Origin of the sequence: Stenotrophomonas sp. (assembly GCF_032066555.1) — a bacterium.
Taxonomy (GTDB): Bacteria; Pseudomonadota; Gammaproteobacteria; order Xanthomonadales; family Xanthomonadaceae; genus Stenotrophomonas.
On record NZ_DAMBKV010000001.1, the window covers coordinates 692,194 to 704,838 of the forward strand.

The following is a 12,645-nucleotide window of genomic DNA, read 5'->3' on the forward strand; positions in this document are numbered from 1 at the left end:
GGACCGCAACACCATGGCGGGGGGGATCAATCAGGGACGTTCCGTATCAGCACCGTCACTGGCTATCGCCGGAGTCGCAGGTAGAGCGCGCGACCGGTGTACGACGTGCATGGATCGAAGTGCGTCCCTGCATGCTCCCGGCGTCACTCCATACACCTGCTTGAAACGGCGACTGAAGTGGCGCAGACATTCGAAGCCGCAGTTCGCGGCAATCGTGCTGACTGGTATGCGTGGCGGCGATCGTGCAAACAAGGCGAGGACGTTCTGGAAGCGGATGCGCTGGATGTGCGCGGCGACGGAGATGTGGTTGGCCACGAAGGCGCGGTAGAGCGTGGCCCGCGAGCAGCGCAACTCCCGTGCCAGTGTTCCCGGATCGAGCAGGGGGTTGGCGAAGTGGGCGGAGATGTAGCCGCACGCATCGGCGAAGGTTTCCCGTAAGAGCGGCGATTGGCCGGTGTCGACAGGGCACATCTGTGGTTTCAGGCGCACGGTCCGGTGCAGGTCGTCTACAAGGTTCATCCGTTTCCCCGCTGGCGGCATACCGCTGGCACTCCGGCAGTGGAGGCGAAGGCGGCAACAGTAAAAAAGCAGCATCGGGGCCGATAATGTTTTCCGGAGGTGTGATTCTCAACGGGGAGCGCTTGCGCCCAGCTCAAGCGGACTTGCGTCGCGCTCCAGGCTGATGAGCCAGATGGTGCTTGAGTTCGAGCATCAGTTTGCGAACATCCGGCGGGAGGTGTTGCAACCACGGTTGAAATCCGTCTTCTTCCACTGACGATGCCATGCGGCACTCCATGGCGCCGCGGCCAAGCAGTAGCCAATCCGCTGATACATCGAGTACGTCACATAACGCGATGACGTTGCTGATGGTCATGTTCCCTTGGACACGCCATCGACTGACGGCGCTCTCCGTGACGCCGAGACGGTATGCCAGGACGCTCAACTTGTTGAATCCCCGATGGCGCATGGCGTAGCTCAGGCGGGCACCGCGTGCGGCGATGTCCGTACCTCGTAGATGACTGGTTCCGTGCTTCATGTGCTTCCGTGCTCTCCTGTGTTGTGCCGACTTCCGTAGCGATTTTCCCGTGGGGTCAGGCATGCTCAGAAGGGGCATCGCACAGAATTCGAATCCGTGCCGAAACCCGGCACTGCAGCGGCCGTCACAGCTGCGAGCGATTCGTGCCACGCAGGGCGATCAGGGTGCTGGCCAAGGATGTCCGGACTGTCGCAGGTTTCGCGAGCAGCGGTTTTGGCAGGTAGTCCGATCTGCTAGCGCTGCGACGCGGCGGCACTACCCGGTTTCGAGTAGCGCTATTTGTCCGTATAAGCCTGTTGTTCCCGATGGAACGTAAGAACGCGGCGCAGAGGTGTGGACGCCCATCGGGATAGCGGCATTCATCGCTCAGCCCGAAGAGTGTCGGTTGTTGGCTGGCTTGATGGTTTGGAGAGCCGAACCGCCTGCCGGGAATTTGTTCCGCGCACAGAACGCTGGTCTACAGCGCAAGACCTTGGCAGGGGATATTCGTGCATCTCCCCGGACCTGACAGCAGCTCTGCTGGGCGAAGATTGATGCGGAGGATCGCGGAATGAAAACCAGTGCTGGCAATCAGTTCCACGGCAGGATCAGCGCGGTGGCTGTTGGTGTCGAGAATGACGAAGTGCAGATTGAAGTCGCGCCCTGGCTGAGTGTCGCGGCGAAGCAGTGGTGGTGGATATTCGGGCACGGCTGCCGGGGTGTTGCGGTCATCGCCCGTGCCGGGACAGCCGCGCTGGAACTGGAGAGGGTGGCCAGCCGGTGGTGCTGTTCAACGCATCCAGCGTCATCATCGGCGCATCGATGTGATGCAGCGACAAGGTCGTAGTCGCGCGCCTCGTCGTGCCGAACAGCAAACGCGAACCTGTCGGCGCTGGCAGGTGTATGCCTAAGCATCCACTGGAGCAGCCTGGACAGGCCGAGCGGATCTGGGACTATGCCCGGCTGATGTGCACCGGCACTGACTTGTAGGACGGCGTGCCACTGGCGGCGTCGATGTAGCTCAGTGGGATAAGGCAGTTTCCTTCCGGGTAATACGTCGCTACGGACCCACGGGAAATCTGGTAACCCACCGCAATGACGTTCTCCAGGATCCTTTCGCCCTCGTTCTCAAGTGCCGTCGTTATGCGGATGCGGTCGCCCTGTTGGATCCCGCGTTCGCTCATGTCTGCTTCGTTCATGAACACGACATCGCGGCGACCGAAGACGCCACGGTAGCGATCATCCAGGCTGTAGATGGTGGTGTTGTACTGGTCGTGGCTGCGGATGGTTGCCAGCTTCAGCACGGCGGTGTCGACAGGCCTGGGGTCTTCGGCCAGACCCGAGAAGCGGAGGAACTCGGCCTTGCCCGATGCAGTGCGCCAGATGCGTTGGGTAGGCGGCAACGGCAGGCGGAAGCCACCGGGAATCCGGATCCTGGCGTTGTAGTCGGAGAAATCGGGGAACACCGCTTCGATGGCTTCGCGTATCAGGTCGTAGTCAGCCACCATTTCCATCCACTGCACGCGACTCGATGGCAGGGTTGCGCTGGCGATGCCTGCAACGATTGCCGGCTCTGAACGCAGCTGCTCAGAGGCTGGTCTCAGTTTGCCCCGCGATGCATGCACCATCGACATCGAGTCTTCCACGGTGACCGCCTGCGGCCCGGTGGCTTGAATGTCCAGCTCGGTTCGGCCGAGGCAGGGCAGGATGAAGGTGTTCCTGCCGACCAGCAGGTGGCTTCGATTGAGCTTGGTGGCTATGTGGACCGACATTTCGAGTTGGCGCATCCCGGCGAAACAGGCATCGCCATCGGGTAGTGCCACGGCAAGATTTCCCCCTAGGCAGATCAACACCCGCGAGCGGCCCTCAATGATGGCCTGCATCGCAGCGACGGCGTCGTGGCCATGGTCGCTGGGCGCGCGGAAGCCAAAACGCTTCTCGATCCTTTCGAGGAGTTCGGTACTCGGCTTCTCGGTGATGCCGACGCTGCGGTCCCCCTGCACATTTGAGTGTCCGCGTAGTGGGCAGATGCCTGCACCCGGCTTTCCGAAGTTGCCACGCAGGAGCAGCAGGTTGGCAATCTGCTGGACATTCCTGGTGCCCGTGCTGTGCTGGGTGATGCCCATGCCGTAGGTGACGATGGTCGCGTTGGATCTGGCATAGGCCTGGGCGACCTTGCGCAGATCGCCCTCAGGCAAGCCTGATTCGGACACGATTGCTTCCCAGCTCGCCGCCTGCAGGTCCCCGACGAAGGCGTCGAATCCCCGGGTGTGTTCTTCAATGAACGCGCGATCCAGGATGCCGGCATCCTCGCCCTCGGCCGCCTCCATCTCCAGCAGGGCCTTCATGATGCCTTTCAGTGCTGCGGCATCGCCACCTATGCGTGGCTGCAGATAGGAAGAGGCGATCTCCGTTGCGCCGAGTGTTGCCATCTCCAGCGGATCCTGCGGATCGGCGAAGCGCTCCAGGGCGCGCTCGCGCAGCGGATTGAGCACGATGATGGGGGCGCCGCGGCGGGCGACCTCGTGCAGCGTTCCCATCATGCGGGGGTGATTGGTGCCGGGATTGTGGCCGATGGAGATGATCAGCTCGCAGGCATCAAAGTCATCCAGCGAGACCGTGCCCTTGCCGATGCCTATCGACGAAGGCAGGCCCACGCTGGTGGCTTCGTGGCACATGTTGGAGCAGTCAGGGAAGTTGTTCGTTCCATACTCACGCGCGAAGATCTGGTACAGGAATGCGGCCTCGTTGGAGGCGCGCCCAGAGGTGTAGAACTCAACCATGTTCGGGTCCGGCTGTTCACGCAGAATCTGCCCGATCCGGCCCAGCGCCTCGTCCCATTCCACGGCCTCGTAGATGTCCTTCTCCGGGTTGTAAGCCAGCGGATGGGTCAGGCGCCCCTGGTCCTCCAACTGGTAGTCCGTCATTTCCAGAAGCGAGGAAACGGTGTTGGAGGCAAAGAACTCCGGCGTAACGCGTTTCTTGGTCGCCTCCCAGGTCACGGCTTTCGCGCCGTTCTCGCAGAACTGGAAGGTAGAGGTGTGCTTGCGGTCAGGCCACGCGCAGCCAGGGCAATCGAAGCCCTCCGGCTTGTTGGTACGAAACAGGGTGATCGCAGCTTCGGGGGCCGCCATCTGTTCGCTGATCGCTTTGGCCGTTGCCCTGAGTGCCCCCCAACCACCTGCCGGAGCATCGTAGTTGCGAATGCCGGGGATGTCCTTCTCAGTCATGGTGCTGCCTCACTCTGGTATGGGTACATCAAGGACGGGGAGGGCAAGCCTGAAGCCGGGTCTGAACAACGAGGGACAGCCTTTGTCGGACGCGATGGGGCTGCGGAAAGTCTGCTTGTCGCAGGCGCGACACAAGGCCGACAGACGACTCGATGATCGTGTGCAGGCCGAATCCCCGGTACCGAACCAGCATTCCATGTAACAGAGAGCCTCCAGACCCGCCACAACACTGACCGTGTGAACGTTGTTTTCGTGTGATTTCCAGAAGTGGATTCCCTGTCGTTGTTTCGCCCGGGCGTCGCGGGTGGCAGATCCGGCCCATGATCACCAGGGCCCGCCAGATCGAGGCCTTGAAGCCACGGCCGGCGCTTGGGTACAGGCTTTCCATTGCTCGGACTTCATGGCACACGTTGGTCCAGCAAATCCGGGTAGGCGTTGTGGCTGCCGCCAATCCCCTATTCAGATCCCAGCAGACGTTCCGGATGCGAATACACGTTGAACCGATCACGCCGGGCGAAGCCGATCAGGCAGATGCCAGCCGCGTTTGCCAGATCGATCGCAAGCGCAGTCGGCGCGGATACGGCAGCGACGACGGCCATGCCAGCGTGGGCCGCCTTGCTGACCATTTCATAGCTGGCCCGGCTCGATAGCAGAACCAGCCCTGCTTCGGTCGATCGGGAACCGCGACGGAGGCTGCCAACAAGCTTGTCCAGTGCGTTGTGCCGTCCCACATCCTCCCGAAGCCGTGTGATCCGGCCGTCCAGCTCCACCCAGGCCGCGGCGTGGGTGGATCCCGTTGCCACGTTCATGGGTTGCATCCGGGGAAGCGAGGACAAGGCCAATCGCAATGAGGCGACCGGAAACGTCGAAGCGCTCTCGATCGGCGGTGTCAACCGCATGATGTCTTCCAGGAGTCTTGCACCGCACAAACCGCATCCGCTGCGCCCAGGCAAGGCCCGACCAGAAGTGGCTGGCAGGGACGCTGCAGGGGCAGTGCCCGTTACCTGCATATGAATCTCGATGCCTTCGATGCTGGGATGTACTTCCACCCCGATCAGCTCGGAAGCATCGGTGATGAGACCTTCGGTCAGCGAAAAACCCAGTGCCAGGTCTTCCAGGTCCGACGGTGTGGCCATCATTACGGCGAAGGGAACACCGTTGTAGCGCATCGCAACGGGGACCTCCTCCGCCACGCTGTCGACGACGACACTACGCTCTCCCATGCACCAGCGGAGCGTTCGCCGAACGGCGACCCCGGGAGGCGTTTCGGCAACAGCAGTTGGATCGACTCGGGACATGCGGGCGGTAACCTGGCGGCTTGGCTTGGCGATGTGGACTGCTTGGGCGAGCTTCTCTGACCAGAGAATAGCGCAACCTTGTGATGGCCAAGCCTTGGTGGATGCAGAGTCAGGCCAATCCCGGCCCGCTCGTTCGATATCGACGCTGTTGCCTGGAAGACGGCGGCCAAGGCAAGCTAGGTGCAGCAGTGGCCTGGGTCGTCGCTTGGCTGATGGTTGGCGGGTCCCCGTCAACCATCAGCCTCAGACGAGCCCGTTTCCCGGCCTGAGATCACTACAGCGTTGGGGAGAACGCAGATAGCCATGGTGAACGCTGCAAGCGCCACGATCATCCTTTGCCTTGTTGCCTGTGGCACATTGGTCTTCTGCGAGTACCGCGGTTGGAAAGCGGGCAAAGTCCTGCTGAAAGTTGTCGCCAGTACGGCATTCCTTGTGTTGGCGCTTCAGCTCGACGCGACAGCATCCGTCTATGGGAAGTTGATCCTGGTGGGGCTTGGGCTGAGTTGGGTGGGTGACGTTTTGCTGCTGTCCCACAAGAGCCGTCTCTTCCTGCTTGGCCTCGCCAGCTTTCTGTTTGCCCACGTTGCGTTCGCGATGGCGTTTGCATCCCTGCCCACGGCTGGCACCGCCTTGGTGGCAGGGTTCGCCATCATGGGCTGTCTCGGCATCGCGGTTGTCATATGGCTTTGGCGCTACCTGAAAGTGTTCTATCGCCTTGCCGTTGTGGCGTACGTGACAGCCATCGTTGCCATGTGTGCGTTGGCGATCGCCGCAAACGCTGCCTCCGGAACGTGGTTGCTTGCAGTGGGGGCGGTGATGTTCGCGGTTTCGGACGTTGCTGTTGCCCGCAACCGCTTCGTGGCACCGGGGGCGATCAACCGGCTTTGGGGCCTGCCGCTTTACTATGTGGCCCAGATCATCCTGGCTTCGTCAGTCGCCGGATGATCGTGGCAGGGATAGGCGTCCGGTGCTGCAATGCGCGCGCCGACGAGCGACAATCCGGTGGGACGCCCAATTCTGAGTAAACTCGCATGGGACTTCTGACCTTCAGCCTGAACGTCACCCTGGATGGCTGCGTTGACCACCAGGAGGGCATCGCCGACGACGAGACACATGCCTTTTTCAGTCGCCTTATGGATGAGGCCGGTGCGATGCTTTGGGGCCGCGTTACCTACGAGATGATGGAGGCCTATTGGCCGGCGGTCGCGCGCGGCGACGAAGACGCTACAGCGGCGATGCGCGACTGGGCGGTCAAGCTGGAGGCCAAGCCGAAGTACGTGGTGTCGTCGCTGCGGACGGCGTTTCCCTGGACCAACAGCCACCACATCGGTGGCGACCTGCGCACGAGCGTGCAGAAGCTCAAGGAGGCGACGCCGGCTGGCGTGCTGCTCGGTAGCGGCATGCTCGCTACCGAGTTGGACCGACTGGATCTGATCGATGAGTACAAGTTCCTCATCCACCCCGGGATTGCCGGACATGGGCCGACCTTGTACCAGCGCGGGCTGGCGAGTACGCGTCGGCTGGAGCTGATTTCATCGACGCCGCTACACAACGGCACAGTTGCCATGCATTACCGGCGTGCGCCTGCCTGACAGTGGGTTGCGCCGGAAGAGCGGGGTTCTGCGGTTTGGTGGGCAACTTGGCCTGACTCGAAAGCCTGTCGCTGGTGCCTCCAGATCGTTATCCCGGGTGCGCTGCGCCCACCCGGGCTGCAGGGTTCAGGTCAACAGCTCTCGGCGAACGATCTCTGCACCGGCGCTGAGTGCATGCAACTTGCCTCTGGCCACTTGGCGAGACAGCGGGGCCATGCCGCAGTTGGTGGATGGATAGAGCTTGTCCGCATCCACGAACTGGAGGGCCTTGCGCAGGGTATCGGCTACATTCTCGGGCGTTTCGATGATGTCGCTGGCCACGTCGATGGCGCCTACCATCACTTTCTTGCCACGTACCAGTTCGATCAGATCGATGGGCACATGCGAGTTCTGGCACTCCAGTGAGATGATGTCGATGCCGGATTGCTGCAGTTTCGGGAAGCTTTCTTCGTATTGGCGCCACTCCGAACCCAGGCTCTTCTTCCAGTCGGTATTGGCCTTGATGCCGTAGCCGTAGCATATGTGCACGGCAGTCTCACACTTGAGCCCCTCGATCGCCCGTTCCAGGGCGGCAACACCCCAGTCATTCACTTCATCGAAGAAGACGTTGAAGGCAGGCTCGTCGAACTGGATGATGTCGACACCAGCCGCTTCCAGCTCCCTGGCTTCCTGATTGAGGATCCTGGCGAACTCCCAGGCAAGCTTCTCGCGGCTTTTGTAATGATCATCGTAGAGCGTATCGATCATCGTCATCGGGCCGGGCAACGCCCACTTGATCGGTTGCGTGGTCTGCTTGCGCAGGAACCTGGCATCTTCGACGAAGACCGGCTTCTGCCGGCTGACCGCACCTAGGACGGTTGGCACGCTGGCGTCATAGCGGTTGCGGATTCTGACCGTCTCGCGCTTCTCGAAGTCAACGCCGTCGAGGTGCTCGATGAACGTGGTGACGAAGTGTTGGCGGGTCTGCTCGCCATCGCTGACGATGTCGATGCCGGCCTGCAACTGCTCATGCAGCGAAAGGCGCAAGGCATCCTGCTTGCCTTCAAGCAATTCCTCGTCCTGGAGCTTCCATGGTGACCAGAGTTTCTCGGGCTGGGCAAGCCAAGCGGGTTTGGGAAGGCTGCCAGCGGTTGAGGTGGGCAACAGTTTCTTCATGGCGGATTATTTTGTATTCCTTGGAGTGATCAGAGCGCGCAGGCTGCGGCCCACTGTTCCAGTGTTTTCCGGTGCGGTTTGATGAAGTTCTCTTCGGTGAAGCGTCCTTGCTTGATCGCCAACTGGCTGCGTTCCTCTCGGTCGTAGACGATCTTTGTCACGGAGTAGTCCTGATGCTTCAAGCTCGGTTGATAGACGCTGCCGGCCGCAGAGTTGGCGTTGTAGATCTCGGGGCGATAGATCTTCTGGAAGGTCTCCATCGTGCTGATGGTCCCGATCAGTTCCAGATCGGTGTAGTCGCCCAGCAGGTCGCCAAAAAAGTAGAACGCCAGCGGCGCAACACTGTCCGGCGGCATGAAGAAACGGACCTGCATCCCCATCTTCGCGAAGTACTGGTCGGTTGGGGACAGCTCGTTCTGCAGGTATTCCACGCCCAGTGCCGGGTGCTGATTGGCGGTACGGTGGTAGATCTTGCTGCTGGACGCGCTGATGCAGATCACTGGCAGCTTGTTGAAATTGTCCTTGTAGGCACGCGAGTGCACGAAGTGTTTGAACAGTTTTCCGTGCAGGTCGCCAAAATCATCCGGTGCGGCAAATGCCGTACGGTTGCTGTTGTAGTCGGGCAGCAGGACGCTGAAGTCGTAGTCACGCACGTAGGAAGAGAAGTTGTTTCCCACGATCCCGTCGATACGTGTCTTTGTGCGGCGGTCAACGATGGTTGTGTTCAGTATCTCGATCAGCGGAAAGGAATCTGCCGGGCTTTGACCAGATATGTCCATTTCGGCAGAGATGATCTCAAGTTCGATGGCATAGCGATCCCCCATCGGGTTGTCCCAACCGGCCAGACTGTTGAACCGGTTGTCTATCATCCGCAGCGTATTGCGCAGGTTCTGTTGGCGGCTGTTGCCCCTGGCCAGATTGGCGAAGTTGGTTGTCAGCCGCGTACTGTCCAATGGCTGGTAGTTTTCATCGAAGCGGATTCGCTTGAGGCTGAATTCAAAACTGTCTTTCATGGCGGTGCGCTACCCTAGGTTCTGCGGATGGGGGCCGGCACAGCGTCGCGCTGATTCGGCAGGGAGTTTGCTGTCAGGCGGCGATGGTTCTGTTGCTGCTTGCCGCGGCCCGGTGGGTGAGTTCGAGCACCGGCAACGCGCGTTCCACTGCCAATCTGGCGCGTTCGAGCAGATCGGCGTTGTCCAGTGCATGGCCGACGAAGTCCCTGTCGGTCGCGTACACGCCCAGCGGCAGGGTGCGTGCCTGGAAGAAGCTGAAAAGCGGTCGCAGTTGGTGATCAATCATGAGCGCATGGCGCTCGCTGCCGCCGGTTGCAGCCAGCAACACCGGGGTATCGATCAGTGCGTCCTGGTGAATAAAGTCGAAGAAGTGTTTGAACAGCCCGGTGTAGGAACCGCGGTAGACCGGCGTCGCTACCACCAGCACATCAGCGTTCTCGACGGCTGCCAGATCAAGTTCCACGGAAACGGGTAGTTCGCTACGCCTTACCGTACCGGCAAGTAGCGGCGCGAGTTGGCCGAGCTCCACGAGCTGCAGCTCGCAATGGAGCTCTGCAGCGATCAGCTTGGACAGATGCTCGACCAGGGCAGCGGCCTTGGAGGGGCGCTGCAGCCCGCCGGAAACAGCGACAACGCGAAGTGGGGGAGGGTGTGTCATTTCTGCCTTGATGGGGGCTGGATAGTCGCCAGCTGAATGGCGCCGCGGATGAGGTTCGATCCTAGTTGCGGTTTTCGATGAGGTAAAATGGTTTAATTTCACGATTCCATGAAGAAAATTCATTCACATGCTTGAGCGCATCCATCTGAGCATCGTCCAGCAGGTCGAAAAGCAGGGCTCGCTGACTGCAGCCGCGGGCGTGTTGAACCTGACCCAGTCAGCCTTGAGCCACAGCATCCGCAAGCTCGAACAGCAGTTGCGCACCGACATCTGGCTGCGTGAAGGTCGCAGTCTGCGACTCACCCAATCCGGTCAGTACTTGTTGGCGGTGGCGAACCGGGTATTGCCACAGCTGGACATGGCCGAAGAACGCCTGGGCCAGTTCGCGCAGGGCGAGCGTGGTGCATTGCGCATCGGTATGGAATGCCATCCCTGCTACCAGTGGCTGCTCAAGGTGGTGTCACCCTATCTGGCCGCATGGCCGGACGTGGATGTGGATGTCCGGCAGAAGTTCCAGTTCGGCGGAATCGGGGCGCTGTTCGGCTACGAGATCGATCTGCTGGTCACCCCCGACCCACTGTTCAAGCCAGGCCTGAAATTCGAGCCGGTGTTCGACTACGAGCAGGTGCTGGTCGTGGCCAAGGACCATCCACTGGCGTCGGCCGCTTACGTGAAGCCACAGCAGCTGACCCGCGAGGTGCTGATCAGCTACCCCGTGGACATCGAGCGCCTGGATATCTACAGCCAGTTCCTGCTGCCCGCAGGCATTACACCCAGGCGGCACAAGGCCATTGAGACCACCGATATCATGGTGCAGATGGTGGCCAGCGGCCGCGGCGTGGCCGCACTGCCGCGTTGGCTGGTGGAGGAGTACGCGAGCCGGATGGCGGTGGTACCGGTTCGGCTGGGTGCGCGTGGTATCGCCAAACAGATCTTTCTGGGCGCGCGCGAAGCCGATACCGGCATTGACTATGTGCGGGCTTTCTTTGAACTGGCCCGCAACTCAAGCGCGGTGGCTGCAGCCGGCCTTCGGCAGTGAGACCCCTGATTCCTTCCGATATGTCCAGCCTCGCCAGTTTCCTCACCAGTGGTTACTCGCTGGAAGTAAGTGTAAAAGCCATTCCGGCGTTGATCACGGCCACGCCGCGGATAGCGCCCGGCACCAGCATTTTCATTCCCTATCTTGCAGGGGAAGACAACGCTGCACGGCTAGCTGCGACCACAACGGTTCGGGGACTTGGCTTCGAGCCTGTGGTACACGTTCCTGCACGCCGGATCGCCTCGCTTGAAGCACTGGAATCTTTCTTGACGCGCGCAGCCAATGACGCTGGGATCGAGCGTTGCTTCGTGATTGCCGGTGATTCGCCCAGCCCCAAGGGCAGGTTCGCCGACAGCGTCTCGCTGATTGAAACCGGGGTGTTCGAACGCTCGGGTATCAAACACATTGGAGTGGGCGGCCATCCGGAGGGCCACCCGGTCATGAGCGAAGCGATTCGCTGGCAGGTACTTGCAAGAAAGTGCCACAGCATACAGATCCGTGGCATGTCGCCCCTGATCGTCACGCAGTTCAGCTTTGACGCGGAGCTCGTGTTGCGGTGGCTGCAAGAGCTGCGCCAGCGCGGCATCCATCACCCCGTGCGTGTGGGTGTGCCTGGACCTGCGAGTGTCGCCACGCTTGCACGCTACGCGGCAATGTGCGGCGTCAGCGCAAGCGCATCGGTCTGGTCCAGATATGGCGTTTCGATCGGCAGGCTTCTGGCCGCGCCGGGACCGGATGGATTTGTCGATCGCCTGGCCAACGGCCTTACCGAAGCGCATGGCGACGTGAGTCTGCATTTCTTCCCGTTCGGAGGCATTGCGCAGACGGTGGAATGGATGGAAGTGCACCGAGCGCGTGGTCATTCCAGTCCCGCTTGAAACCAACGTCTTGTGGGGCGGGGTAGTTGCAACGGGTGTTCGCATATCTCCCCCCGGGTAGCGAAGAGGTGCATCCGCCCCAGATACGGCCGCGGCCTGCCGGCCACCGGAAACAGCAACTAACACGCTATGATTCCGACCAACGTTCGGCATGGAGCACGGAATGTATCGGTGGATTCTGGGGGGATTTATTCTCCTCGTGGCCGGTTACGGCCACGCGCAGCAGGTCTTCAAATGCGTCAACGGCAAGGACGTTTCCTACCAGTCGGATCCATGCCCGGGTGCTGCCGTGAAGTCATGGGATGCGGCGCCGGTACTCGAGCCATCGAATGCCGAGCAGTGGCGGATCTATCGTATGCGACGGCAGTTGGACCAGCGGTACGCGAATGATCGAGGTGCAGCGGCCTCGGCTTCTGGCGGCATGGGCAGTGCCAACCGTTCAAACGCTTGTGAGTCAGCGCGGCGGGGACGGGCGGCCGCCTATGAGGCGGCGGGGGTCAAGCGCGATTTTGCCATGTCCAGCTATTGGGACAATCTGGTTCACAGCGCTTGCAAGTGAGATTTGTGGCAGAAAAGCCCCTGCGATGCAGCTCGGTATTCCGTCTTTGGGATCAGCCACCAGTTCGGACGCGTTCAAAGCTTTGAAGCGATCTGTTCCAGATATTTGCATGTAGGCGGTGAGGCTGCTGCCTCTGGCATATGCTCAACTGGGCGACGTCCCCCCGGCCTGAGTAGAGGTCGGGTTTAGAGTCCGGTTTTGATCTTAT

General features: G+C 61.0%; 13 protein-coding genes. 6 read left to right on the forward strand and 7 right to left on the reverse strand.

Translation table 11 applies throughout. The features are described 5' to 3' along the window. Positions 1 to 30: 30 nt before the first annotated feature. Positions 31 to 519, reverse strand: a complete 489-nt coding sequence (locus RT131_RS03185) for an AraC family transcriptional regulator (RefSeq protein WP_313170154.1) — start codon at positions 517 to 519, stop codon at positions 31 to 33. A 133-nt stretch (positions 520 to 652) separates the two neighbouring features. Next, positions 653 to 1,036, reverse strand: coding sequence for a helix-turn-helix transcriptional regulator (locus tag RT131_RS03190; protein ID WP_313170156.1), 384 nt, complete (start codon positions 1,034 to 1,036; stop codon positions 653 to 655). Between the two features lie 550 nt (positions 1,037 to 1,586). Here RT131_RS03190 and RT131_RS03195 point away from each other — a divergent pair. Further along, positions 1,587 to 1,862: a hypothetical protein gene (locus RT131_RS03195; protein WP_313170158.1), complete on the forward strand. Its 276-nt coding sequence runs from the start codon at positions 1,587 to 1,589 to the stop codon at positions 1,860 to 1,862. Between the two features lie 106 nt (positions 1,863 to 1,968). Here the strand turns inward: RT131_RS03195 and RT131_RS03200 are convergent, their stop codons facing one another. Continuing rightward, complete coding sequence (locus RT131_RS03200) at positions 1,969 to 4,245, reverse strand: FdhF/YdeP family oxidoreductase (protein WP_313170159.1); 2,277 nt, start codon at positions 4,243 to 4,245, stop codon at positions 1,969 to 1,971. A gap of 455 nt (positions 4,246 to 4,700) precedes the next feature. Then, complete coding sequence (fdhD, locus tag RT131_RS03205) at positions 4,701 to 5,543, reverse strand: formate dehydrogenase accessory sulfurtransferase FdhD (RefSeq protein WP_313170161.1); 843 nt, start codon at positions 5,541 to 5,543, stop codon at positions 4,701 to 4,703. Positions 5,544 to 5,846: 303 nt separating this feature from the next. On the opposite strand from fdhD, the gene RT131_RS03210 reads away from it, so the two are divergent. Both RT131_RS03210 and RT131_RS03215 read left to right on the forward strand, forming a co-directional pair. Continuing rightward, positions 5,847 to 6,488, forward strand: a complete 642-nt coding sequence (locus RT131_RS03210; protein WP_313170163.1) for a lysoplasmalogenase — start codon at positions 5,847 to 5,849, stop codon at positions 6,486 to 6,488. Positions 6,489 to 6,574: 86 nt separating this feature from the next. Continuing rightward, positions 6,575 to 7,135, forward strand: coding sequence for a dihydrofolate reductase family protein (locus tag RT131_RS03215; protein WP_313170164.1), 561 nt, complete (start codon positions 6,575 to 6,577; stop codon positions 7,133 to 7,135). A 126-nt stretch (positions 7,136 to 7,261) separates the two neighbouring features. Here RT131_RS03215 and RT131_RS03220 read toward each other — a convergent pair whose 3' ends face one another. The 3 genes from RT131_RS03220 to msuE all read right to left on the reverse strand — a co-directional run bounded on the left by RT131_RS03220 (position 7,262) and on the right by msuE (position 9,961). Beyond that, positions 7,262 to 8,290: a methionine synthase gene (locus RT131_RS03220; RefSeq protein WP_313170166.1), complete on the reverse strand. Its 1,029-nt coding sequence runs from the start codon at positions 8,288 to 8,290 to the stop codon at positions 7,262 to 7,264. A gap of 29 nt (positions 8,291 to 8,319) precedes the next feature. Next, a complete protein-coding gene (locus RT131_RS03225) occupies positions 8,320 to 9,303 on the reverse strand; it encodes a DUF1852 domain-containing protein (RefSeq protein ID WP_313170168.1) in 984 nt (327 codons plus the stop codon). 73 nt (positions 9,304 to 9,376) lie between these two features. Continuing rightward, on the reverse strand, positions 9,377 to 9,961 hold the full coding sequence (gene msuE / locus RT131_RS03230) for an FMN reductase (RefSeq protein WP_313170227.1): 585 nt from the start codon (positions 9,959 to 9,961) through the stop codon (positions 9,377 to 9,379). Positions 9,962 to 10,088: 127 nt separating this feature from the next. Here msuE and RT131_RS03235 point away from each other — a divergent pair, with 127 nt between their 5' ends. From RT131_RS03235 to RT131_RS03245, 3 genes are all read left to right on the forward strand, one after another. After that, a complete protein-coding gene (locus tag RT131_RS03235; protein ID WP_313170170.1) occupies positions 10,089 to 11,000 on the forward strand; it encodes a LysR family transcriptional regulator in 912 nt (303 codons plus the stop codon). Positions 11,001 to 11,005: 5 nt separating this feature from the next. Continuing rightward, positions 11,006 to 11,878, forward strand: a complete 873-nt coding sequence (locus RT131_RS03240) for a methylenetetrahydrofolate reductase (RefSeq protein WP_313170229.1) — start codon at positions 11,006 to 11,008, stop codon at positions 11,876 to 11,878. Between the two features lie 163 nt (positions 11,879 to 12,041). Beyond that, on the forward strand, positions 12,042 to 12,437 hold the full coding sequence (locus RT131_RS03245; protein WP_313170172.1) for a DUF4124 domain-containing protein: 396 nt from the start codon (positions 12,042 to 12,044) through the stop codon (positions 12,435 to 12,437). The last annotated feature ends 208 nt before the right edge of the window (positions 12,438 to 12,645 follow it).

What these genes read in the sequence shown, in the direction of transcription:
- RT131_RS03235 (WP_313170170.1), top strand. Translation starts at nt 10,089, where the DNA reads ATGCTTGAGCGCATCCATCTGAGCATCGTCCAGCAGGTCGAAAAGCAG.
- RT131_RS03195 (WP_313170158.1), top strand. Translation starts at nt 1,587, where the DNA reads ATGAAAACCAGTGCTGGCAATCAGTTCCACGGCAGGATCAGCGCGGTG.
- RT131_RS03220 (WP_313170166.1), bottom strand. Translation starts at nt 8,290, where the DNA reads ATGAAGAAACTGTTGCCCACCTCAACCGCTGGCAGCCTTCCCAAACCC.
- RT131_RS03245 (WP_313170172.1), top strand. Translation starts at nt 12,042, where the DNA reads ATGTATCGGTGGATTCTGGGGGGATTTATTCTCCTCGTGGCCGGTTAC.
- RT131_RS03225 (WP_313170168.1), bottom strand. Translation starts at nt 9,303, where the DNA reads ATGAAAGACAGTTTTGAATTCAGCCTCAAGCGAATCCGCTTCGATGAA.
- msuE (WP_313170227.1), bottom strand. Translation starts at nt 9,961, where the DNA reads ATGACACACCCTCCCCCACTTCGCGTTGTCGCTGTTTCCGGCGGGCTG.
- RT131_RS03210 (WP_313170163.1), top strand. Translation starts at nt 5,847, where the DNA reads ATGGTGAACGCTGCAAGCGCCACGATCATCCTTTGCCTTGTTGCCTGT.
- RT131_RS03190 (WP_313170156.1), bottom strand. Translation starts at nt 1,036, where the DNA reads ATGAAGCACGGAACCAGTCATCTACGAGGTACGGACATCGCCGCACGC.
- RT131_RS03200 (WP_313170159.1), bottom strand. Translation starts at nt 4,245, where the DNA reads ATGACTGAGAAGGACATCCCCGGCATTCGCAACTACGATGCTCCGGCA.
- RT131_RS03185 (WP_313170154.1), bottom strand. Translation starts at nt 519, where the DNA reads ATGAACCTTGTAGACGACCTGCACCGGACCGTGCGCCTGAAACCACAG.
- fdhD (WP_313170161.1), bottom strand. Translation starts at nt 5,543, where the DNA reads ATGTCCCGAGTCGATCCAACTGCTGTTGCCGAAACGCCTCCCGGGGTC.
- RT131_RS03215 (WP_313170164.1), top strand. Translation starts at nt 6,575, where the DNA reads ATGGGACTTCTGACCTTCAGCCTGAACGTCACCCTGGATGGCTGCGTT.